A 21,285-nucleotide genomic window follows, 5' to 3' on the forward strand; every position below is an offset into this window, starting at 1 on the left:
GAGGAATTTATGGTTAAGATTTCAATTCAGGAAGCAAAAGAGAAAATAGCAGCTATCTTCATGGAGGTTGGTGTAAATAGAGAGGAAGCTAGTATCATCGCTGATATGCTAGTTGAGGCAGACCAAAGAGGTGTTCACTCACATGGTATTTTATGCACAGCAAGATATGTAAAGCTAATTAAAGAGGGCAAGATGATACCTAACATGAGTGTTAAGGTTGTTAAAGATAATGGTACAGTTGCTGTTTGGGATGGTAACCATTCAAGTGGTCAAATCCTTGGATATAGATCTATGGAGGAGGCTATAAAGAAGGCTAAGGAGCATGGTATTGGTGTTGTTTGTGTTAAGGGTGCTAACCACTTTGGCGCTTTAGCATACTATGCTCAAATGGCTCAAAGAGCCGGTATGATCGGAACAGCTCTTGGAACTGGTGACTCAACAATGGCTCCTTGGGGCGGTTGTGAGAAGGTAATTGGAAATAACCCAGTTAGTGTAGCAGCTCCAGCTAGAAATGAAGTATCTCCAGTATTAGATATGGCGATGACAGTAGTTGCTAATGGTAAGGTCTCTAATATGAAGAGACAGGGTGCAACTGAGATCCCTGAGGGGTGGGGACTTGATAGAGATGGACTTCCTACAACAAGCATGAAGGACTACTATACAATACCTCCTATGGCAGGCTATAAGGGCTGGGGTATGGCTGTTATGGTTGATATTTTAGCAGGTGTACTCTTTGGTGGTGGAACAGGTGATAGAGCAAAGGATTTTGCTGATGGACCATCTATCATGATGATCGCAATGGATATTTCAGCCTTCAACGATGAAGAGAAGTACTATAACGATATCGATGCAAGAATTAATGAGCTTAAGTCCTCAAAGAAGGCAAAGAACTCAAATGGTATATTAATGCCAGGTGAAATCGAAGCAAATAAATTTGCAGCCTCTCAAGCAAGTGGCCTTGTTGAGGTCCTTCCAGAAAACCTTGAGATGGTAAATGCTATTGCAAGAGAAATGGCAATGGAGCCAATTGCTGTAATAGAATAAATAGCTATAAGATAACTACTTACTATGTGAGTAGTTATCTTTTTTTTAGCTTAAATAGCTACATGAGTCTAGGTCTATCGATATAGATTTTATCTCAGTTTTATTTTTATCATTAGCTTTAAACCAAATACTATTTTTCCTCATATCCTCAAGTAGGAGTGTGTTTCCCTCCTCCTCCTTTAAGAGCTCTACAGTAGTGATTCCTTTTTTTTAAACATTCACTTATATTTTTATGTATATAATGGATTATTTTTACATATACTTTTCAAAACCAGGTAAGTTAGTCTATACTAACTATAGTAATGGTTAGAAAAAATAATGGAAAAAAGTGATTATAAAGTAATTGAGAGCTCATCAAGTGATGGCTCTACTATATATTCATTTGTAGATAAAAGTGGGGACTCACAGCTTAGGGTTTATGACCTTATGACTGGAATAACACTTACACACCATTCTGCACATACAAATCGTTTTTACTCATATACTAAAAAGGGTGAAAGCTTAATAGAAATTTATCATTGTAGAGAAGGTCGGATGGAGTGCTCCTATAAGGATGGATATTTTTATCTTATGCCAGGTGATTTAGCTATTGGAATTATTGAAAATTGTAAAAATGAATATATCTTTCCTCTTAACCATTACCATGGTATTACGATTACTATAAATACAGCTATCGCACCAAAATGCTTTTCATGCTTTTTAGAGGATGTTAATGTCCAGCCCATAAAGGTCGCATCGAAGCTTTGTAATGGTAATTCCTTCTTCGTTATACGCTCTCGCTCCTATATCGAGGATCTATTTAGTGAGATGTACAAGGTCCCTTGTGACAGCACTAAGGGCTATTACAAGATTAAGGTATTAGAGCTTTTATTAATTCTTAGTGGTGTTGATCCAAAGGAAAATAGATGAATTTCCTCATGAAATAGGACTTTTCCTTGGGTATCCTCCAGAGGATGTGCTTGGCTTTATCACAAATAAGGCAGAGAAGTATAAGTGCTCAGGGATTTGGAAGGTATATGGTGATGAGAAAAAGGCTACCAAGACCTTTGAGATGTATCGAAAGTGTACAGATACATACTTTCATCACTATTCAAATGGAATATCGATCGAACGTCTTGCAGTAGCAGTTTGAGATAAAAATAAATTTTTAAGAGGTTTTAAATATGAGTAAAGTAGCAGTTGTTTATTGGAGTGGTACTGGTAATACAGAAGCAATGGCATATGCAGTAGCAGATGGTGCAAAGGAGAAGGGTTTTGATGTAACTGTTTTCTCTGCTGTAGAATTTTCTCCGTCAGATGTTGATGCCTTTGATGCCATTGCTTTTGGTTGTCCTTCTATGGGCTCAGAGGAGCTTGAGGATAGTGAATTTGCTCCTATGTTTAGCTCTTGTGAAGCAAAGCTTTCTGGAAAGAAAATTGCACTCTTTGGCTCCTATGGCTGGGGTGATGGAGAGTGGATGAGAAACTGGGAAGATACATGTAAAGCAGATGGTGCTGTTTTATCATGTGAGAGTGTAATTTGTAATGGTACTCCTGATGATGAAGCAATATCTCAATGTAAGGTTTTGGGCTCCTCCCTTAGTTAAATATTTTTCTTTGGCAGGGAGACATTACAAGGCTCAAGGTTGGTGCAATCGTCAATGCTGCTAACAGCGGTATGTCCGGATGCTATCAGCCTTGCCATAACTGTATTGACAACTGTATTCATACATATGCTGGAATTCAGCTACGCAATTACTGTGCTAAGCTGATGGAAAAGCAGGGCCATGAGGAGCCGACAGGTAAGGCAAAAATCACACCAGGCTTCAACCTTCCATGTGATTTTGTGATTCATACAGTAGGTCCGATCGTACAGGGGAAGTTGACTATACGCCATGAGGAGCTACTTCATTCCTGCTATGAGTCCTGCCTAAAGATTGCAGATGAAAACAACGTGGAAAGCATTGCTTTCGTATTTATGTTCCCTAATAGACCGGCAGCAGAAATTGCAGTGCAAACTGTAAAGAAGTATAAGCAGAGTACTGGAAGTCAGATTAAGGTCATTTTCAATGTGTTTAAGGATTTAGACCGTGAAATCTATAAGGAGCTTCTATGAGTTTTTGCAATAAAAGAATCACATTTGAAAATTTCTTAAGCGGCATTCCCTCAAGAGATTATATCTTTCAAAAAGCTCCTTACGAAGATCAGATTTATCAAGCAGCAAAGATGATTCAGGAAGCTGAATATGTACTAGTTGGTATTGGTGCAGGAATGAGCGTTGCAGCCTGTGCAATCTATGGTGGAGATTGGTTTAAGGAAAATTTTGCTGATTTTTGTGCGAAGTATGGCAATGGGTCATATATGCAGGATATGTATAGTGCAGGCTTTTATCCCTATCCAAGTGAAGAAGCATACTGGGGGTACTGGTCAAAACAGTGCATGAAAGCCGGAATTGAAGCAAATCATACAATGCTGTATAAAACACTGCTTTCAATGCTTGGTAGCAAAGAAATCTTTTGCCTTTCTACAAATGTGGATGGCCAGCTTGAGAAAGCAGGACTTACAGCAGATAAGATTTTTTGTACACAGGGAGATTACTTTCATATCCAGTGTGCAAAAGGCTGTCATCAAAATCGTTACGATGCTAGAGAACTATTCCGGCAGATGGATGCAGCGAGGGTTGATTGTCTGATTCCAAGTACAATGGTACCCAAATGTCCAGTCTGCGGTGGACGAATGAATATGAATTTGCGTATCGATCAATACTTTGTTCAAGACGCGGAATGGTACATAGCTGAGAAGCATTTTGAAGATTTCCTATCAGAAGCCATCAGCTCAGGCAGGAAAATATGTTTACTGGAATTAGGTGTGGGTTTTAATACTCCGACCATCATTCGTTTTCCTTTTGAAAAGCTGACGCGTGAAAATAAACAGATTTCATTATTACGAGTGAACCTGAATGAAGCTGTGGTACCTGAACACCTTGGAGCAAGGGCTATTGGAATCAATGTTGATATAAAGCAGAGCATCGAGGATATCTGTCGTGCGATGAAATAATCTTACTTCTTTCGCCGTTAGAACATAATCGAATAAAAAACCTTAGATAGCCGGAGCTGAGAAATCATCAGTTACAGCTAGAGTTTTGTTTAACAGACTTGCTAACTACCATGCCTACAGATCGTTGGTTTATGGAGAGATATTTTAAAATCAAATTCCGTAATAGGAATAATTTTTAGTTATAGTTTTGTAATTCATTGAACTGCTTTCATATAGATTGATTATTCCAAGGACTTAATCTCGTAAATATTATTGTGGAGAACTTGGAGTTGGATCCATTTCTAGCCATTCCAATCTTCATTCATGACTTTCTGTGCATCCATCCGTTCAATGATGGAAATGGAAGAATTAGTCACCTTCTTACAACATTTCTCTTTTATTGCAACGGTTTCTACGTAGGCAAATATATTTCATTGGAAGCCAAGATTAATAGACCCCAAGGATCTCTATTATGATGCACTGCAGAACTCCCAATATGGCTGGCATGAGGGGACATAAGACTTCATGCCATTCGTGAAGTATCTTCTGGGGACTATTCTCTCTGCTTACAAGGACTTTGAGGACAGGATGGAGATTATGTATGCAAAACTTCCTGCCAAGGAGATGGTACGAAAGGCGGTTCTGCCGGATATCTGGGAACTCTGTTCGTCCTTGAGCATCAGCTCCATAGAAGGAGGATTCCGAGAGTTGGTCAAGGAAGGAGCAATCCAGAGGCTTGGTCAGGGAAAGAGCACCCGCTACGTCAGATTGATCTAACTTTCCTTTGTAGAAGAGTTTCCATATGACACTATGAATAGGGCTCATATGGAATTGAAACCTTGTAAGAAGTATTTCTTGAATAGGCAGAATGCTGTGAAGTAGTAACTATAGTTAACTGTACCGATTGTATCAGTAATTAAATAATGTCAGAGATTATTTTATTTGATGCATACACTGAGCTATAGCTACAAGCAATGCAGTCACACAATTATCATAATAATGTGATGGATTAGGAATGCGACAAAACTAAACTTCCCATATCGGCAAAAAGATGAAAGCATATTATGGATTTGTTGATATTTTTTTGCCGATAGTGTGATATACTATACAGTAGATTAGTGTAGTTTTTTGATTCGATTTATGACGGAGGAGAGCAGATGCGATACCTTTCAGTTACGGAAATAGCAAAAAAATGGAATGTGTCGGAACGAAGCGTTAGAAATTATTGTGCCAAAGATCGTGTGATTGGTGCGTTCCTTACTGGCAAGACCTGGAACATTCCTGAAAATGCAGAAAAGCCAGAGCGTGCCAACAAGAGAAAAGAGGAACCGATTACTCTGTTGGATATCCTGAAAGAGCAGAAAGCAAGTAAATACCCTGGTGGCATTTACCATAAGACACAGATTGATTTAACATACAATTCCAATCATATCGAAGGTAGCCGCCTGACTCACGATCAGACCCGATATATTTTTGAAACAAATACTATCGGCGTGGAAAACGAAGTTCTCAATGTAGACGATGTGATCGAAACGGCTAACCATTTTCGTTGCATTGACATGATTATTGAGAATGCAAAAATAGCTTTAACTGAGAGGTTTATTAAGGAACTTCATCTAACCTTGAAGAATGGAACCAGCGATTCCAGAAAAGATTGGTTCGCTGTTGGTGATTACAAGAAATTTCCAAATGAAGTTGGTGGTATGGATACTGCCCTCCCCGAAGAAGTTGCTGATAAGATGAAAGCATTGCTGTCAGAATACAATTCCAAGGAGGATAAGACCTTTGAAGACATTCTAGACTTCCATGTGAAGTTTGAGCGAATTCATCCATTCCAGGACGGCAACGGTCGTGTAGGCAGATTGATTATGTTCAAGGAGTGCCTGAAATATAATATTGTTCCGTTCATCATCGAGGATAATCTGAAGATGTTCTATTATCGTGGATTGAAAGAGTGGAATAATGAAAAAGGCTACCTAATAGATACTTGTCTGACAGCACAGGATAAATATAAGGCATATTTGGATTATTTTAGAATTACATATTAAGCAAGAAATGAGGTGCGTCGTTGTCAGCTGAAAAGAACTGGCAATTTGAGCTTGTAGAATAAATTAAACAAAGTGCTCCTGGTTGTAGATAGTTATTTTATATATAGATAATCTAGTCAAAATAAATGAAGATAGATAACCAACAATAAGACTAATAGCTAGTCAAAATATATAGAAACAAAAGAGTAAAAAATATGAGAGTTATCAACAACCGCTAATTCGTTATAACTCTCATCAAAAAAGGTATTTCCATGATAATACTAAAGGTAGAAAAAGAAAATAGGCAGGTGGAAGCATTGGAGATCTTACTTTAAATTCTATTTCGAGAAAATGAAAAAAATGAAAATCTCGAAATGTAGTTGTATTATGATATTTACCGATTCTTGGAGGCTTATTGATATGAAGCTAATTGAGAGAACTAAGTATCTGCAACAGCTAAAAAGTGTGCAGGGAGTACCGGATATAAAGGTAATTACAGGAATTCAAAGAAGTGTTATGTGCAGTAATCCATTATGTTGAGAGAATCATCAAAACCTCAACATAACGGAATAAAACAGCCAAATCAGCAGAAATCACTCAACATAATATTTTGTTATTTTTAAGGCGCTGCAGGAATTTCTTAACTTCATCATCCTTTTCCAGACAGGTTCCTCACCTTTGACAATAGCATCTGAAATACGGTTAACGTTTTTAGATAAGCATATGAGCAAAAAAAATAAAAATTGCCAATGTGCGTGATTACTGTAAAGGAGATGATATCATGCAGTGGTATAAAGAAGTGCTTGATCGCATGGATAATAAAAAAATATATGGCCATAAAGAGCTCATTGATGAACTGAAAATGCTGAAAACAGATTTGTCTGAAAGCACATATCACTGGGCAATCAGCGGTTTGGTCCGCGATGGCGCATTAACTAGATTAGGCTATGATTCTTATTCGCTATCTTCGGGCATACCCAAGAATGAATATGTACCGGTATATTCTGACACAGCCGAAAGATTGATACGGCTTATTTCTGAAAAGTATCCTTATGTGCAGTTTACGGTCTTTGAAACAGTTTTAATGAACGAGTTTTTAAACCATCTGATTGCGCAGAATACGGTTTTTATACAGGCTGAGAAGGAAAGCAGTATCTATGTTTTCTGATTTCTTCAGGACCAAGGGATTTATAATGTCATGTATAAGCCCAGCAAAAATGATTTTAATCTGTATTGGGCGAAAGATAGTGTTGTTGTAACGGATTTGATATCGGAGGCGCCAATTAGGACGAGCAAGCCCAACTATATAATGCTGGAGAAAATGCTTGTTGATATGTCTGCTGACAAGCTCATAGCTGCAACGTTCAGCAAATCGGAATTGCCTGATGTTTACGAGCAGGCACAGAGCCGGTATCTTCTGGATAAAGTGAGGATGCTAAGATATGCCCGCAGGCGTAACCGTCAGGACGTAATATTGAATTATCTTGAAGGGAGTAAAGCAGAACATGCTACTAAGTGAAAACTATACAGCGGAACACATTTTAAGGCTTAGGGAAGAAACTGGGGCGGATCCTTCCATTCTAGAAAGGACGGTATTCGCTTTTGGCCTTCTTGAAGCCATCCGTAGTGTTGGCATGCCCTTTATTTTCAAGGGCGGCACATCACTTCTGGTTATAGATGCTGCTATCATCCCACACGCAAGCGTGAGGGTTTTTCATAGCATATATATAACCAGACCACTGCCCAGGATTGCTAGAGAAGCTATTTGTAATGGCCCATGAATCAGACAAGCGTGTCATCCAGCAGAAAGTCGATGACGCTGATATTAAGGATGCCGTTGTCATCATACCAACGCTTGCGAATGTCATGGCGTACGATAATCTTTGGGAAGGAATCACCTGTCAGCGCGAAAGGCTTGTTCTCGGTGATTGCCTTTTCCTCTGTTCCCAAAGCGTAGGCGGACTGAATGTAGGTCTTCTTGCCACCGGAGGTTGCAATAAAGTCAATTTCCCTTGCAACCTGAGAAACCTTTCCCTTGGCATTCTTCTCATTGCTGTAGACGATACCGATGTCAACGGAGCATTCACGGATCAGCAGTTCATTGTAAATGATATTCTCCATGATATGCGTTATTTCCTGCTGGCGGAAGCCGATACGGGCGTTTCTCAGCCCAATATCCTCACAGTAGTATTTGTTGGGATAGTCAAAATAGCTTTTGCCCTTGACATCCCAGCGTTTACACTCGGAAAACAGAAACGAATCTGCCAGATAATCCATATAGGCTTTCACTGTGTTCAGGGCAACCACATTTTCGCCGCTGCGTTTCTGCATGGTATTGATGGTAGCTGCCACCTTCGTTGGATTGGTCAGAGAACCGATAGACGAACACAGCAGATCAAGAATAGCGGATAGCACATCCTCACGCTTGATCTTCTTCCGTTCTACGATGTCCTTCAGATAAACCTCCGAAAAAAGAGATTTCAGATAAGCCATCTTTGCAGCATCAGTGGGTCGGGACAGAATCAGAGGCATACCGCCGTAGAAAGCAAAATTATCAAAAGCGTCCTGCTTATCACCGCCAACGGCTGAATAGTATTCGGCAAAAGAAAGCGGATGCACATGGATTTCATCACTGCGCCCCCGGAACTCTGTCAGAATATCGGAGGACAGCATTTTAGAGTTGCTGCCGGTCACATAAATATCCAGATTGGACAGGGACTTTAAATCATTGAGTGCATCGTAGAAGGTAATCTTCTTTCCTTCGGGATTGTAGGGATTCGGAACTTCATCGGACATCTGTATCTCGTCTACAAAGAGATAGTATTGTTCTGCGCTGTGTTCCACAATTCCCCGAACATGAGATGCAAGCTCTAAAGGATTGCGATAACGAATATCACGGGTCGAGTCCAACTCGAAGGATAGAATGTGATCTTCAGCAACCCCCTCGCTGAGAAGGTAGTTCCCAAATAGATTGCGAAGCAAATAGGACTTGCCACATCTGCGAATACCAGTAATCACCTTTACCTGACCATCCCACATAAAGGAGATGATTTTCTTCAAATAACGGTCTCGTTTTATTTCCACACCTCAACCTCCATTGAAAACTTGCTGACGTTAACGTCTTACTTTTCAATGAATATGATACATCAAAGAGAAAGAGAAATTAAAGGCCTTACTGAAATGTTTAAAAGAAAACCCGCAAAGATTTCAATGAAAAACTAAAGTTAGGAGGTAAATGACCATACTGTAATTCCCGATTAAATGGAACGCCATTTTCTGATAGAAACGGAATGGAACAGTAGCAGACTGAAAGAAATGCTGAAGCATTTCAATGGTCTTTCCACCCACGGTACGGTGTTTAATTTCCGAACGCTGGGGCCACTGGGGTGAAACGTGGAGCCTGAGGTTGAAAGCTAAACTGCTTAAATGACAGTCTGAGATTGAGTCTAACGTAGTTCCCGGCGTAACGGAAGTTATTACTCGCCGGTGCCACAGGACTTAGCGCGGGTATCAAAGTAATCGTTAAAAGGTGAAGTATACATATTCTATCTGCTCGGGTATCCCAGTTTTTGAATTACCTTCGATATCGAACCTGTTTCATCATACAATTGAAGTGCCTTCTTTTTTTTCTTCCTAACTAAACGACATTTCTTCTACTCGCTGTTATCGTAGGTCCAAGAATTTGTCCGCATTCCCCCTCTTGAATTCCCCAGAAATATAGAGTCAATTACGGGCACTTCTCTCCGCAGGCGGAGCATCTGTATGAATGTCGTCTATTAACCTTCGCTTCCACATATACAGGCACGATACCATCTGAGGATATCTCAATTCTCATGTTCTTGAAGACAGCGGTGTATACATTCAGAATTGATTACTAAGCGTAGCTATTGTTCTTTCCTTTTGTGTTTGTTTGGTTACTTATCACTTTAGGTTAATCCCATGGTTATTTTTAATACAACAAGAGTACTTGGTTTCGAGAGCGGATATGGGCATGTCTGTACTGATAGTGTAAATACACAAAAATGTAGAATTCTACATTTTTAGTGATTATATTTACGTTGTGCGCTATGATATAATCATCAAAGATGTAGAAATATACAGAAAAGGTGAATATATGATTCGCAGAGAAAAGTATCTTCAGCAGCTGATAGCAAACCGGGATAACGGTTTTCCAAAAATTATTACAGGGATAAGACGCTGTGGAAAATCTTTCTTGATGAAGGAGATATTCAGGGAGTATCTGTTATCAGATGGGATGAAGGAGGATGATATTCTTATCCTTGAGCTGGATGATGACAGGAACATCAGATATCGGGATCCACTCTATCTTGGAGAATATGTCAGGGAGTATTGTAAAGGTCGATCAAAATGTGTCGTATTTCTTGATGAGATTCAGATGGTATATTCAATCGTCAATCCCAATCTGACAGAAGGTAAGCATGTTCTGGCAAAGAAAGGGGACTCTGAAACCGTATCTTTTGTGACCGTTGTTCTGGGTCTGTCTAGAGAAAAGAACATAGACCTATATGTTTCAGGTTCAAATTCCAGAATGCTGTCCTCTGACATCGTCACGGAATTCCGCGATAAGGCCGTCACCATTCAGGTTTTTCCTCTGTCGTTCTCTGAATTCTATGAATATATTGGAGGATCAAAGACAGAGGCTATCTATGAATACATGCAATATGGCGGCATGCCATTGGCTGTGCTGAAGAATGATCTTGAAAAGAAGGAGTACCTGAAAAGCCTTTTTGAAACTACCTATTTCAGAGATATCGTGGAAAGGAATGGCCTGAGAAAGGGAGAAGCTCTTGATGAGCTTTGTAATATCCTTTCAGAAGGAACAGGATCACTGCTGAATGCGGAACGTATTGCAAATACTTACCGCAGTGTCAGACATGAAAACATCGACAAACAGACGGTTGAGAAGTATATCTGGTACTTTACTGATTCATTTCTTTTAAAGGAGGCCAGACGGTATGATCTGAAGGGGCGGGCTGAAATCGGTGCCTTGAGGAAATACTACTTTGCCGATACTGGTTTAAGGAATGCAAGATTGAACTTCTCGTTCCCGGATGAAGGGCAGATGCTGGAAAACATTGTCTACAATGAACTTGTCTATAATGGCTTTACTGTCAATGTCGGAACATTTGACAACATTGAAAAGAACAGGATGGGAACCTCTATAAGGAATACCTATGAGGTGGATTTCTTTGCGAGAAAATGGAATCGACAATACTATATCCAGGTCACGGATGATATTTCCAATGCACCGACAAGGGCAAGAGAGTTAAGGCCGTATATCATGCTTAATGATCAGGTCCGAAAGATAATAGTCATCAATAAGCCTATTGGAGAGTGTCTTGATGAGAATGGATACACAATAATAGGAATTGCTGATTTCCTTTTGAGATTCATCAGGGAATAGAAGCTGGCCTGAAATGCTCCGACCTATATGATGCCATTGCCAGAGCCGGGCCTGAACCAATTACCTGATTTTTTCCTCTGATTCCCGACTTGTTGTATAGGCACATATCTTTATGAGTGTATCAGTAATTGCACCGCTTATTTATTAAAATGGACAGCCTAGTAAACTGTCCTTATAAATAAAAGATATAATTGCTTAAATATCACCTTAATTGTTACGGCCCCTAATTACATAAGGCTCTGTTCTGCATTCAAGAGGGTTAGCTTCATCTATTTGCTTTATTAATCATGAAAGAATACATCAAAGTTTAGATTATCATTGCTCTAGATGAAGTATATAAGCAGGGAATTTTCCCTAATATTAAGATAGAAGAGGTAGATTAATTATTCGGATAATTTTTAACCAATTGTCTTGACATGTCTCTTAGCACACTTCTTAAACAATTGATGATCAAGTCCTCTCCGTTAATTGCCTTAAGAAGCTCTCGTCTGAGATCCTCTTCCTTTACTTTCATGAAAAAACCTCCTAATTGGATTTTTGGTCCACCTAGAAGGTCACAGGTCAGAATGGGTATGGAGATTGACTTCATTATATCTATATCGCATTCAATTCTCCCAGCAACCTTAGACACTTGCTGTTTTTCCGTAGATGCGGATTATATCATCAAGAACTTCTTTATGCCTGAAATCTTTGTTGTACACGATTCTTGTCTCCCTTACCATTGAGAAGTTCTCAATAGGAAGAGCCTTTATCTTTCCTTTTCTTATTTCATCCAGGCAGGCGCTTCTAGGAATAATGGATACTCCCAAATCTTTTCTTATCAAGTCTTTTATAGTAGCGATGTTGTCCACTTCAAGAATAACATCGAAGGAGGATATGTCCTCTCCGTTATAGACCAAAGTCTCTTCAAAGAGTTTGCGTGTAGCGCTTTCAGAGGAACGGAGTATCATCTTTTCTTTCTTCAGCTCAGAGATTGTCACTGCACTTCTCTGAGACAGAGGATTATCAGGACTCAACACACACATAAGGTAGTCTATATCAAGTAGCATGGAAGAGAACTTGGGATTATTGGAAGAAGCGTCTATGATTGCTAAATCAAGCTCATAGTTTTCTAGTTTATCATAAAGATTATTTATAGTATCAGTAGTAAGCATAATCTTTACACCATTGTTTTCAATGCTGTATTTTGCTAGGGCGGCGGCTGTGACGTTGCTCTCCGAGGTATGGGTGATTCCTATTCTCAAAGGGCCTACGTTTTTTTCTGAGTTCTCCAATTCCAAAAGCATCTTATCATAGAGAGCTTTTTGCCTACGGGCATATTTAAGAACAATTTCTCCTTGCTGTGTAAGGATTAAGCCATTTTTATTCCTAATAAAGACCTTAGCGCCCACTTCCTCTTCCAGTTGCTTGATCTGTTGGCTGACAGCTGGCTGAGTCATATATAGAGCCTCTGCTGCTTTTGTGAAATTCAGATACTCTGCAACTTTTAGGAAAGTATACATTTTTGTTCCAAGCATAGTAACTCCAATTAAATATTTTTATAGGAATAAAGAATAATATAATTTGCATTTATCTTCAACAACAAATATCATTCTATTCCATACAAGGAGAGATTATTATGGATACATTATCTTTTATTGAAAGAATCGGAATTACAGACCCTACTGCAATAAAAGTCATATCAGTATCCTTAATGCTTTTTTTCGGCTTTTTTATGACACGAATAACGAAGTTCATGAGACTTCCTAATGTCACGGCATACATCCTATCTGGAATTCTTATGGGCCCCTTTGTCTTTAACTTAATCCCCAAAGGCACAATCGAAGGAATGAGCTTTATAGGTGACATAGCATTGTCTTTTATCGCTTTTGGAACAGGCGAGTACTTCAAAATGGGTATTTTAAAGAAAAATGGAAGAAAAGTTGTAATCATTACAATCATGGAGGCTCTTGCCTCTTCCATAGTTGTGTTTATGTCCACATTCTATATTCTCAAACTAGACTTCGGCTTCTCCCTTATTCTTTCTGCCCTGGCTTCTGCTACGGCACCGGCTTCAACATTGATGACAATAAGACAGACAGGGGCAAAGGGTGATTTCGTGGATACACTTTTGGGCGTAGTGGCCTTGGATGATGTGGTGGGATTGATTGCTTTTTCCCTTGCCATTTCTATTTCTTCATCTATCGCAATGGGAGTATTAGATTTCAAGGTCCTCTCTGTGCCTATCCTTTCAAATATTGTGGTTCTAACAGTAGGAGGAGCTTTCGGTTTTCTTTTAAAATATCTTCTCAGAAAAAGAAGCACAGACAACAGACTGATTGTTACTGTGGCGATTCTCTTCGGATTCTGCGGAATCTGCACCTTATTGGGTGTATCGCCTCTTCTGGGATGTATGTCTATGGGCATGGTCTATATAAATGCAACAGGAGACGAAAGATTATTTAAGCAACTCAACTACTTCAGTCCTCCGATCCTGCTGCTATTCTTCGTCAGATCAGGATTGAACTTCGATCTTGGATCGCTATTTAGCGGCATGAAGAGGTTTGGAGCCATGCCCCTCTCAATAATCGGCCTCATGTATTTCTTTACAAGAATTATTGGTAAATACTCCGGAGCATATTTGGGATCTCTTATTACGAAAAAAGAAAAAAGAATCCGCTCCTATCTGGGTCTGGCCCTCATCCCTCAGGCGGGAGTAGCCATAGGCTTGGCTGCCATGGGCGCAAAAGTATTGGGAGGAGATGAAGGAAGGGCTCTTGAAACAATAATCCTCTCTTCAAGTGTCCTCTATGAATTAATAGGCCCTGTATCTGCAAAACTATCTCTTTATCTATCCCATTCTTATCCAAGAAAAGAAAAAGCGAAAGAGAGCGTCCAAGAAATAAGTATCACTTCCATGACAAGAGGTTAAGAAACAGGAGAGACAATGAAATCTATAGAAAAGATGAATAAGTCCCAAGAAGGGACTGAAAAGGCTATCGAGGAAAAAGATGAGAAATATAGAGACTACGAACCTCTTATCACAAGACCAAATGTATGGAGAGTCTTCGCTTTCTCTGGGAAAAAGAATTATGGAGACAATGATTAAATATCCTCATAAAGGGCATAATCCAGATTGTCTCGGACTGTTAGCGTCGGCCTAAATCAACCATTCGGGACTGCGGACAAAATCCTAGACTTTTCTTAAGGAGGAAAAAAGTTTTGGCAAAGTACACCAAGGAAGAGAAGCAGAAGGCAGCCGGTGAGAATAAAAACGTTACACAGCTAAGTTTTAGAGCAATATAAAATCTTCTACAAAAAAAACAGGCACTCATTCATTGGCGGATGGGTGCTTTTTTAGTTACTTTGCCAATAGAGCTTTTATGCGAGCTCTTGGTAAAATCAAAGAAAATCTGAATTATGAGCACTTTATCGCTAAAAGGTGAACCCACCCCTGAAAATAAACGTTAAAATGTGAACCCAGGCTGAACCATGACATTATCCATACACAATATATATAGTAAATAGTAGTCAATTGAAAGCAAGGTTCAGAAAAAGGTGCAGTAGTCAGTTTTCCCGATTTTGACTACGTTTTGACTACTTTTGCCTGACGCGGTTTGCCTTGTTTTGGAAATTATGCAACGATAGCTTAAAATGAAAACGTTAAAAGGTATGCAAATCGTGGCCAATTAAGGCCTTTTGCGGCATTTCAGGAGGAAAAACAGACAGGTTTCAGAACATAGATAAACTGCGTCAGTGCGGGGCTTTACGGTGCAGATTGTAACCACTGGGGAGAAGGATTACTACCGAAATACTACTTTTCAGGGAATAGACTTTGGTGCCTGTTTTACTGACTACTTTGGCTTCTTATAGAGCATTTTCTTGCCTTTCACAACAGTTTTCAGCATATTATATATATGCATGATAAAGACCCTCGCCCGCCTCCTAACAGTGCGTACCATGCGGGGGCCGAATTTTTAATCCAAGGTGATTATCCTTTGAAATTACATAAGTCTTACACGGATCAGGTTGCTTTGTTGAAATCACGTGGACTCATCATTCATGATGAGTTCCAAGCTGCAAAGGTTCTTGAGACTGTCAATTATTATAGACTTTCCGGATATCTTCATGAATTTAAGAAGAATGGAGAAGATTGTTACATCGACGGTCTTTCTTTTGAAAAAGTCTTGGCTCTTTATCACTTTGATGCAAAACTAACAAGGGTTTTGATGTATGCCTTAGAAGATGTCGAGGAGTCTCTCAAGACTAGATTTTCCTATGTGAATATTTCACGTGAAAAGCACCAGTGCTACGCGAAGGAGCACCAGTAGCGATTCGCAGAAGAGCACCATATCAAATATTTGATCTTATTGCTGGAATAATTAATAATATCTTTAATCTTTGCATCCTATATGACTCAATCCAAGGGATAGTACATTCTGATAATACTTCATCCGTCTCTGCAATTGCAACTTAAACACTATTTTTAGATGTTCCATAAGTAGATGCAATATTGTTGCTTGAAAAACCATAGAGCTTAGCTTCTAAGATTTTACGCACAGTGATTTTTATACTAATAAATGTCCTCCTAAAATAAAAAATTCCCTTGCGGGTACTATAATTTTAAGAGCAGGTTAAGTGGTGCTGAAACGTGAATTGCTTTTTAAACTTATTGTGGTGCTGAAGTGTGAATTGGGTGGTGATCAACTGTGAATTACTGGTGCTCTTGATGTGTAATACTCAAGGAGACAGAAGTCTTAACCTTGGTGGGCGCTATTAACAATAATTTAGCATGAAAATCAAAAAGGGTAGAGTAAATATTGAGGGGAAAGGGTTGTTTTATAGTCAGTGATGCGTGTGACGAATTAAGTCTAAAATGAATAGCTATGGACAAATCATCTGTCGTCTTTGAAATGTCATCCATATCGTGATGGTCAGCAGGGTTTTTCTGCAGCAGGAATTGTCACTGCGCATGTTTTGATATATCAATCTATTTACCATTTTTAAAAAATAATTGATTTTGGTAATTTGAATAGGCATAATATATCGAGAGGTGATGAGCAGTGAAATTGATTGACCGTAACCAGTATTTAGATAAATTGATCAATGTGATTGGAACGCCGGATATCAAAGTTATCATAGGTGTGCGTCGTAGTGGCAAATCCAAGCTGCTTGAAGCTTTTAAAGATTATGTGGAAGCTGAGATTTCGGACTGTAATATTGTCCATATAAATTTCAATCTGCTTGAATATGACCATCTGCTTGAGTACAGAGCGTTGTATGATTATGTGAATGCTCAATACGTCAAGGGTAAGCATAACTTTATTCTGATTGATGAAGTGCAGATGTGTAAGGATTTTGAGAAAGCGATTAACGGGTTACACGCTATGGAGAAGTTTGATATTTACATCACCGGTTCTAATGCTTTTTTACTCAGTTCCGATCTTGCCACACTGTTTACCGGACGAACCTTTGAAATAAAGGTATTCCCTTTCTCTTTCAGCGAATATATGCAGTACTTTGGGTACCGTGACAAATATACCGCTATGGATAAATATATGATGGAGGGCGGTATGTCCGGTTCCTACTTGTATAAAGATCAGGAATCTAAATATGACTATATTGCCGATGTTTTTGATACTTTGATCGTGAGAGATATCCGCAAAAAGTATAAAATCCGCAATATACAGCTAATGGAGAGACTGGTGGACTTTCTGATGGACAACATCTCAAATCTGACCTCTGCACGAAATATCGCAAACACATTCGGTGTTTTCAAAGAAAAGGTCAACCATGTGACCATTAGTTCCTATATGCAGTATCTGTGCAATGCTTTTGCGTTTTACAAAATTCGCAGATATGATATTACGGGCAAAAAGTATCTTTCCAGCAACGATAAATACTACTTGTGCGACCATACGTTTCGATATGCTAAGCTCGGTACAAAAAATATGGACTACGGCAGAATTTTGGAAAACATCGTTGCAATCGAGCTGCTGCGCCGGGGATATGAGGTCTATGTTGGTGTTCTCTATAAGAAAGAAATAGATTTTGTCGCCATCAAGCGAAACGAAAAGATCTATATTCAGGTATCTGATAATATTAACGACGAAAAGACCTTTAAGCGTGAGGTGTCCCCACTGCTGCAAATCAGGGATGCTTATCCAAAGATGATTGTTGCTCGGACCCGGCACGATGAGTACCAATACGAAGGCATTCGAATTGTTGATATTGCGGACTGGTTGCTTGATTACCAAAAATTATAAATTTTCGTTTTTGGTAAATGGGAAGAAATTGATATAAAAATAGTGGAATTGATTTTTAGAAGTCAATGCCAAAAAGATAGAGGCAGCAATTTCTTAACGTAAAATGATGGATATCCCTGCCTCAAAAACGCAGTAGTCTGTTTTCACGATTTCGACTACGTTTTGACTACTTTTGCCTGACGCGGCTTGCACCGGTTTGCCTTGTTTTGGAAATTATGTAACGATAGCTTAAAATGAAAACGTTAAAAGGTACGCAAATAGGGTCAAAATGCGGCCTTTTGCGGCATTTCAGGAGGGAAAAACAGTGATTAAGATACTTTTTGTTTGCCATGGCAATATTTGCCGCTCCCCAATGGCTGAGTTTGTATTTAACGATATCGTAGCTAAAAAAGGATTAGCTGGAAAATATCATGCTGATTCAGCAGCAACTAGTAGTGAGGAGATTGGTAACCCCGTATATCCTCCTGTAAGACAGCTACTTTATTCAAAGGGAATAAGTACAAAGGGAAAGACTTCTCGTCGTATAAGAAAGGATGACTACGATCAATATGATCTTATAATTGGTATGGATAGTGCTAATATGAGAAATTTGAGGCTCTTCTTTGATGATAAAAAAGGAAAGCTTCACTCATTACTTTCATATGCAGGAAGTAGCCGAGATATCTCTGATCCTTGGTATACTGATGATTTCGATACCTGCTATAGTGATGTGCTTGAGGGAGTAACAGCCTTAATAAAGAGCTTGGAGAATTCATAATTCATACTTTATTTTCAAAGCTGTAAATCGAAATGTGACATTAATATTAAGATGGCATAGCTTTAATAATTTAACCTTCTATTTCTATCTAATTCTATCCACTCATCGAGTGATAGAGGAGTGTAGTTAGAGAACATACAAAAGCAGTTAATCATATTAAATGGAGTAGTAGTCTCACTATCAAATCCCTTTGCTGGTCGCTTTTTTGAGGAAGCAAGCTTAATAAAGTCGTTAATTAAAACCTCGTCAAAGGAGTTATGTACGTGGCCATAGAGCATATAGGTGCTTTGCTTAAATTGGCCATTATAAAACATTATAGGATAGTGAGATAGAATTACTCTTCTATTATTATCATTTATCTCCATATAGCTTTTTATTTCTCGAATTCTAGTTGAATTAAATGCAGTCTTTTTTGCAAAGCTATCATGGTTACCCATAATTAAAGTAAGCTTACCCTTAAGCCGATTTAATAGCTTTGTTGTCTCTTCAACATTGCCAAATGATAAATCCCCTAAAACATAAACCTCATCGTGGCTCTTTACTCTTTCATTCCATTTATAAACCATATATTCATTCATATCCTCTACAGAAGAAAATGGTCTATTATCAAGATTGTTTAATAATGATTCATGGAAAAAATGTAAATCAGATATGTAGAGCTTCATTTTTCCTATGATATTAGGTTGAAGAAAAAAATAAAAGATGACATACAGCTGTCTTAGCTTGTGTATTATCATTAAAGTATGCATCTAGTTAATGTTAAATCGATATTATCACCAAAGAATGGTATGAACCTCTATAGGGGATGTACCCATGGCTGTATATATTGCGACTCAAGAAGTAAATGCTATGGTATGGACCATGAGTTTACAAACGTTGCTGTAAAGGAAAACTCTATAGAGCTATTAAAGGAAGCGCTAAGAAAAAAGAGAAAAAGCTGCATGATTGGAACAGGCTCAATGAGTGATCCATATATGAGCCTTGAGAAGGAATTAAAATATACAAGAAGAGCTTTAGAGGTAATTGATAATTTTGGCTTTGGTGTAACGCTAATTACTAAATCAGATTTAGTTTTAAGAGATATAGATTTACTCTCTAGCATTAATAGAAAAAGTAAAGCAGTAGTTCAAATGACACTTACAACAGCCGATGATGAGCTATGTAAAATAATAGAGCCAAATGTTTGTCCCACCTCAAAAAGAGTTAGGGCTCTAGAGATATTAAGAGATAATAATATCCCAACTATTGTTTGGCTCTCTCCAATATTACCCTTTATCAACGATACTAGAGGTAATATTTTGTCTCTGCTTGATATGTGTAAGCGTGTAAATGTAAAGGGCATTATTTGCTTTGGAATGGGATTAACTCTAAGAGAAGGTAATAGAGAGTATTACTATAAGAAGCTTGATGAGCATTTTCCTGCTCTGAAAGACCAATATATTAAGCTTTATGGTAATAGCTATGTAATATCAAGCCCAAGGGAAGGTGCATTAATGAAGCTTTTTCATGAAAAATGTGAAGCTTTGGGCATATTACATGATAATAATAAAATCTTCTCCTACCTCGAGACCTTTGAGGAGCCTACATTATTTTAAGCAATATTCTATCTCTAAATCTCTACCTTCAATAAAGGAGTTAATATCCTTTTTTATCTCGATATCAGGTCTAATACTACCATCATATTTTTTACTGAGCTTAAAATACTTTGTTGAGTAAGAAACCTCCCAACCGCTTTCTGGAAGAATAAAGCTCTTTATTTCTCCATAGTGATTAATACTTCCACCAGTTGGAGTGCCTACTAATGAAAAACGCGCATCATCCTTTAATGAAACTGCATTTAATACTGCACTTGAAAAGGTTTGCTCTCCAATTAAGCAATATTTTTCACATTTTTGTTTCTTTAGTAGCTTAATAATTGGCTCAAATAGGGCTGAATTACCACCTCCATTGTACCTTAAGTCAACAATAATTTTTTTATATTTTGTCTTAGAGAGCATACTTTTAATATCACTTGTAAAGGAGCTTATTGGGTAGCTTGGATCCTCAGAGCATGTGTTATAGGATATTAAAAGTGTATCTTTTCTGATTTCTCTTGCACAATAATACCCTTGATAGATATATGGTGAGTATTGCTTTACACTACTAATTAGCTCTCTACTTCTTAGCTCAGTAATTAAAATTGGTTTAAGCATTATTGTTGTATTATCTGAAAATGTAAGAACTACATCATCATCTAAGCTATTCGCAACCTTGATAAAGCTAAGAAAAGCAGTGTTATTTAATTGGTTGCTTAGAAAAAGCCTTAGATATACATCGTTATCATGAGGGATTACTGCTTTACTCTTTTCTATAATACTTTCTATAGAGTAATTATTTATTTTAATAACCTCTTTCCCCATATATTCCTTTAAATCTGCAGTACCTGATAATACATAGGCCTCAGAACCGATAAAGTATAGCTGAAGAGGATAGTACTTAAACTGTAGGCCTAAATCTGGTGCATACAGCGATGTATGGGAATCATTTGAGAGAGCTAGATATGATAGTAAAGCAAAGTAATATGAAGAATCATCATAGCTATCAATATTGCTACTTAGAGCGGAAAATACTTTATCACATTCCTCTTTAGAATTTGAATTATAAAAGTTTTTATGTAATGAGCTTATATTAGACTTAAGATATTCAAACTCACTACTTTTTGAGCCAAATAGCTGAGTTGATAACAATAAAATAAATAACAAAAGATTAATAATTCTTTTCATAAAAAGAGTG

General features: G+C 38.2%; 21 protein-coding genes and 2 pseudogenes. 18 read left to right on the top strand and 5 right to left on the bottom strand.

Going from position 1 to position 21,285, the window contains the following annotated elements; translation table 11 throughout:
* The first annotated feature begins 9 nt into the window (after positions 1 to 9).
* The 11 genes and pseudogenes from FYJ80_RS01345 (at position 10) to FYJ80_RS01390 (ending at position 7,867) form a co-directional block, all read left to right on the top strand.
* Complete coding sequence (locus FYJ80_RS01345; protein ID WP_154424333.1) at positions 10 to 1,044, top strand: Ldh family oxidoreductase; 1,035 nt, start codon at positions 10 to 12, stop codon at positions 1,042 to 1,044.
* A 318-nt stretch (positions 1,045 to 1,362) separates the two neighbouring features.
* Entirely contained in the window at positions 1,363 to 1,953 is a 591-nt protein-coding gene (locus tag FYJ80_RS01350) for a hypothetical protein (protein ID WP_154424334.1), read from the top strand.
* Positions 1,928 to 2,176, top strand: coding sequence for a DUF3793 family protein (locus FYJ80_RS01355; RefSeq protein ID WP_206360910.1), 249 nt, complete (start codon positions 1,928 to 1,930; stop codon positions 2,174 to 2,176). Before FYJ80_RS01350 ends, FYJ80_RS01355 begins: the two co-directional genes overlap by 26 nt.
* A gap of 31 nt (positions 2,177 to 2,207) precedes the next feature.
* Positions 2,208 to 2,630, top strand: a complete 423-nt coding sequence (locus FYJ80_RS01360) for a flavodoxin (protein WP_154424335.1) — start codon at positions 2,208 to 2,210, stop codon at positions 2,628 to 2,630.
* Between the two features lie 5 nt (positions 2,631 to 2,635).
* Positions 2,636 to 3,139 (top strand): annotated as a pseudogene (locus FYJ80_RS01365) (macro domain-containing protein); the annotation flags it as partial.
* On the top strand, positions 3,136 to 4,080 hold the full coding sequence (locus FYJ80_RS01370) for an SIR2 family NAD-dependent protein deacylase (protein ID WP_154424337.1): 945 nt from the start codon (positions 3,136 to 3,138) through the stop codon (positions 4,078 to 4,080). The pseudogene FYJ80_RS01365 and the gene FYJ80_RS01370, both read left to right, overlap by 4 nt.
* A gap of 254 nt (positions 4,081 to 4,334) precedes the next feature.
* Entirely contained in the window at positions 4,335 to 4,535 is a 201-nt protein-coding gene (locus tag FYJ80_RS11855) for a Fic family protein (RefSeq protein ID WP_328596683.1), read from the top strand.
* Between the two features lie 49 nt (positions 4,536 to 4,584).
* On the top strand, positions 4,585 to 4,836 hold the full coding sequence (locus FYJ80_RS11860) for a hypothetical protein (protein ID WP_235899565.1): 252 nt from the start codon (positions 4,585 to 4,587) through the stop codon (positions 4,834 to 4,836).
* Positions 4,837 to 5,216: 380 nt separating this feature from the next.
* The gene (locus FYJ80_RS01380) at positions 5,217 to 6,107 is read left to right on the top strand and encodes a Fic family protein (protein ID WP_154424338.1); all 891 of its coding nucleotides are present in this window, start codon (positions 5,217 to 5,219) and stop codon (positions 6,105 to 6,107) included.
* 841 nt (positions 6,108 to 6,948) lie between these two features.
* A pseudogene (locus FYJ80_RS12130) lies at positions 6,949 to 7,605 on the top strand (DUF6577 family protein).
* A complete protein-coding gene (locus FYJ80_RS01390; RefSeq protein ID WP_154424339.1) occupies positions 7,592 to 7,867 on the top strand; it encodes a hypothetical protein in 276 nt (91 codons plus the stop codon). The pseudogene FYJ80_RS12130 and the gene FYJ80_RS01390 overlap by 14 nt, the downstream one beginning before the upstream one ends.
* Position 7,868: 1 nt before the next feature.
* On the opposite strand, the gene FYJ80_RS01395 is transcribed toward FYJ80_RS01390, so the two are convergent.
* The gene (locus tag FYJ80_RS01395) at positions 7,869 to 9,170 is read right to left on the bottom strand and encodes an ATP-binding protein (protein ID WP_328596685.1); all 1,302 of its coding nucleotides are present in this window, start codon (positions 9,168 to 9,170) and stop codon (positions 7,869 to 7,871) included.
* A gap of 976 nt (positions 9,171 to 10,146) precedes the next feature.
* On the opposite strand from FYJ80_RS01395, the gene FYJ80_RS01400 reads away from it, so the two are divergent.
* Positions 10,147 to 11,511: an ATP-binding protein gene (locus FYJ80_RS01400; RefSeq protein WP_154424340.1), complete on the top strand. Its 1,365-nt coding sequence runs from the start codon at positions 10,147 to 10,149 to the stop codon at positions 11,509 to 11,511.
* A gap of 379 nt (positions 11,512 to 11,890) precedes the next feature.
* On the opposite strand, the gene FYJ80_RS12015 is transcribed toward FYJ80_RS01400, so the two are convergent.
* Together FYJ80_RS12015 and FYJ80_RS01405 are read right to left on the bottom strand one after the other, a co-directional pair.
* Positions 11,891 to 12,025 (bottom strand): hypothetical protein, encoded by a 135-nt coding sequence (locus FYJ80_RS12015; protein ID WP_268878543.1) that lies wholly within the window; start codon positions 12,023 to 12,025, stop codon positions 11,891 to 11,893.
* A 109-nt stretch (positions 12,026 to 12,134) separates the two neighbouring features.
* On the bottom strand, positions 12,135 to 13,028 hold the full coding sequence (locus FYJ80_RS01405) for a LysR family transcriptional regulator (protein ID WP_154424341.1): 894 nt from the start codon (positions 13,026 to 13,028) through the stop codon (positions 12,135 to 12,137).
* A gap of 101 nt (positions 13,029 to 13,129) precedes the next feature.
* On the opposite strand from FYJ80_RS01405, the gene FYJ80_RS01410 reads away from it, so the two are divergent.
* The 5 genes from FYJ80_RS01410 (at position 13,130) to FYJ80_RS01430 (ending at position 18,513) form a co-directional block, all read left to right on the top strand.
* On the top strand, positions 13,130 to 14,422 hold the full coding sequence (locus tag FYJ80_RS01410; protein WP_154424342.1) for a cation:proton antiporter: 1,293 nt from the start codon (positions 13,130 to 13,132) through the stop codon (positions 14,420 to 14,422).
* Positions 14,423 to 14,437: 15 nt separating this feature from the next.
* Positions 14,438 to 14,599, top strand: coding sequence for a hypothetical protein (locus FYJ80_RS01415; RefSeq protein ID WP_154424343.1), 162 nt, complete (start codon positions 14,438 to 14,440; stop codon positions 14,597 to 14,599).
* 889 nt (positions 14,600 to 15,488) lie between these two features.
* Entirely contained in the window at positions 15,489 to 15,821 is a 333-nt protein-coding gene (locus FYJ80_RS01420; protein ID WP_206360913.1) for an Abi family protein, read from the top strand.
* A 732-nt stretch (positions 15,822 to 16,553) separates the two neighbouring features.
* Positions 16,554 to 17,756, top strand: a complete 1,203-nt coding sequence (locus FYJ80_RS01425) for an ATP-binding protein (RefSeq protein ID WP_328596687.1) — start codon at positions 16,554 to 16,556, stop codon at positions 17,754 to 17,756.
* 304 nt (positions 17,757 to 18,060) lie between these two features.
* The gene (locus FYJ80_RS01430; protein WP_276996274.1) at positions 18,061 to 18,513 is read left to right on the top strand and encodes a low molecular weight protein-tyrosine-phosphatase; all 453 of its coding nucleotides are present in this window, start codon (positions 18,061 to 18,063) and stop codon (positions 18,511 to 18,513) included.
* Positions 18,514 to 18,575: 62 nt separating this feature from the next.
* Here FYJ80_RS01430 and FYJ80_RS01435 read toward each other — a convergent pair whose 3' ends face one another.
* Positions 18,576 to 19,178 (bottom strand): metallophosphoesterase, encoded by a 603-nt coding sequence (locus FYJ80_RS01435; protein ID WP_154424346.1) that lies wholly within the window; start codon positions 19,176 to 19,178, stop codon positions 18,576 to 18,578.
* A gap of 78 nt (positions 19,179 to 19,256) precedes the next feature.
* Here FYJ80_RS01435 and FYJ80_RS01440 point away from each other — a divergent pair, with 78 nt between their 5' ends.
* Positions 19,257 to 20,108 (top strand): SPL family radical SAM protein, encoded by an 852-nt coding sequence (locus FYJ80_RS01440; protein ID WP_154424347.1) that lies wholly within the window; start codon positions 19,257 to 19,259, stop codon positions 20,106 to 20,108.
* On the opposite strand, the gene FYJ80_RS01445 is transcribed toward FYJ80_RS01440, so the two are convergent.
* The gene (locus FYJ80_RS01445) at positions 20,100 to 21,275 is read right to left on the bottom strand and encodes a S41 family peptidase (protein WP_154424348.1); all 1,176 of its coding nucleotides are present in this window, start codon (positions 21,273 to 21,275) and stop codon (positions 20,100 to 20,102) included. The genes FYJ80_RS01440 and FYJ80_RS01445 overlap by 9 nt on opposite strands.
* Positions 21,276 to 21,285 lie beyond the last annotated feature (10 nt).

The sequence above is a fragment of the Bullifex porci genome, from assembly GCF_009695635.1.
In the GTDB taxonomy this organism is placed as follows: domain Bacteria; phylum Spirochaetota; class Spirochaetia; order Sphaerochaetales; family Sphaerochaetaceae; genus Bullifex; species Bullifex porci.